Below are 1,705 nucleotides of genomic sequence, written 5' to 3'. Positions count from 1 at the left end.
GCCGGACACATGGCCATCCTCAATCCACTGGAAGCGTCCCAGACCGTTCGCATAGGCCCCGTAGAAATTGTAGCCATTGCTGCGAAGGGTTGCGGCCGTTCTGGCGTCTGTCACGCTGGGAGTGACAAGCCCGCTGCGGCGGAAGCAGAGATTCGTGCGGCCATTCGTGGCGTCAAAGTCGATGGAGGCCATCCAGCTCAGGCAGAATGCGGCTGCCAGAGGGTCCTGATAGATCAGGGTCGTGCCATCAATGTTCTGGTTTCCCAGCCACACGCCAAAGCTGGTGCTGTTCTGGCTGCTGAGGGCCTGTTCGCCCGCGTCCCACGGGACATACCAGTAGCGGTCGGCCTGTCCGGCGGTCCACTTTGCGAACGCCTGCTTCTGTGCCAGGGATGGCTCCCATGTCGTGGTGAAGCCTGCGAAATCCTGCGTCTGGCCAGCAATCTCGTTCATGAGTGCCGCCGGGTCCGCTTCATGGTCGGCAGAGGCCACATAGAGGAGCAGGGTAGAGGGAGCGGATGGCGCATCCTCGTAGCCGCTGAAATAGACGGACGCCATGCGGGCTTCTAGGCTGCTAGCTGTAAAATCGGCAGCAACGTCACTCGCCTGCGTGTAGGTCTTCAGCGTTCCTGCGGCGATAGTCCCGCCGCTTGCCGCCGTCGTGATGATCAGGCCGTTGATAAAAGAAACCCCGCCAGCCGTTCCCAGCGTGGCGGGGTTGATCTTCACAGTCTGTGAAATGGGGATCGTACTCATTCGGTCATGTCCGTGGTTGTGTGGAGGGTGTCAGCCTGGGTGATGGACTGCATTCCCAGATGGAGTGCTGATTGACCCGGCTTTGTGACGGTGGCGTGGACGTCAGCTATCAGATCGACACTCCACTGGTCCTCGTACTGCTTTTCAGCCGTCGTGAAGGGGTGCTGCATGGGGTCTGATGCGTGGAGGGGGGCGAAACCCGGAAGGTTGCTCATGAACCATTCAACGGCGTCGGGATCACGCCACATGGCGTTGATGAGCGACACCGCATTCCCGGCCCCTGTCCCGAATGTACTGACCTGGATGCCCATACGTTCTAGCTTGACGATCGTGACGGAGCCATCCCGGTTGTATCGTAGGCTGTTGGTGGCGTACCGCTGCCGGGTGATGATCTGCATGATGGCGAAGGGCATTTCTTCTGTAGCTACACCGTTCTGCTGCCCCTGACGGACAGTCCACGGAGGGGATAGGACGTTCTGTACGAGCCAGTCCCCAATGCCTTTCATGATCTGGCTCTCACTGGGCGTCAGTTCGAGGTTTGCCCGCCCTTGATTTGGCGGGTTAATGCCACTTTGCACCAATCGTCGGCCCCCCATTGTTCGAGTACCTGCGTGACACGCCAGATACCGTTATCGAAAAGAAGAAGATCGCCACCTGTATCCAGTGGGCGGTTGAGCGCATGGGTTGCGCCCCGCATGTAGGCGACACGCATATCTGCCTGCTGCTCTATATTCTCAAGAAGCTGGAGGTCGCTGCCCGCAAGAGCCTGCACCTCGATCTGCACGGGAATATCCCGGTAGGTGCTGGTGGCGCTGTAGTCTTCGGCAATATCTATGCCATCAGAGACACGCAGCACGGCGTCCTGCATGGGGTTGACCTCACCCAGAACGCCGCTGGCTATGCCAAATACGTCAATCATCGCCACCATCCACCTGGTACCGTAGTGCTC

3 protein-coding genes are annotated in these 1,705 nt (G+C 59.3%); all 3 read right to left on the bottom strand.

Features of this window, described 5'->3' with window-relative positions; genetic code table 11:
* The coding region (locus NQF87_RS08700) for a DUF3383 family protein (protein ID WP_266128016.1) at nucleotides 1-756 on the bottom strand (756 nt) is incomplete at its 3' end.
* Nucleotides 753-1,262 (bottom strand): phage neck terminator protein, encoded by a 510-nt coding sequence (locus tag NQF87_RS08695; RefSeq protein WP_266128015.1) that lies wholly within the window; start codon nucleotides 1,260-1,262, stop codon nucleotides 753-755. The genes NQF87_RS08695 and NQF87_RS08700, both read right to left, overlap by 4 nt.
* Before the next feature lie 20 nt (nucleotides 1,263-1,282).
* A partial coding sequence (locus tag NQF87_RS08690; RefSeq protein ID WP_266128014.1) for a hypothetical protein occupies nucleotides 1,283-1,705 on the bottom strand: 423 nt, incomplete at its 5' end.

Source organism: Bombella dulcis (assembly GCF_026385505.1).
Classification (GTDB): domain Bacteria; phylum Pseudomonadota; class Alphaproteobacteria; order Acetobacterales; family Acetobacteraceae; genus Bombella; species Bombella dulcis.
This window is presented reverse-complemented; position numbering and strand designations above follow the sequence as displayed.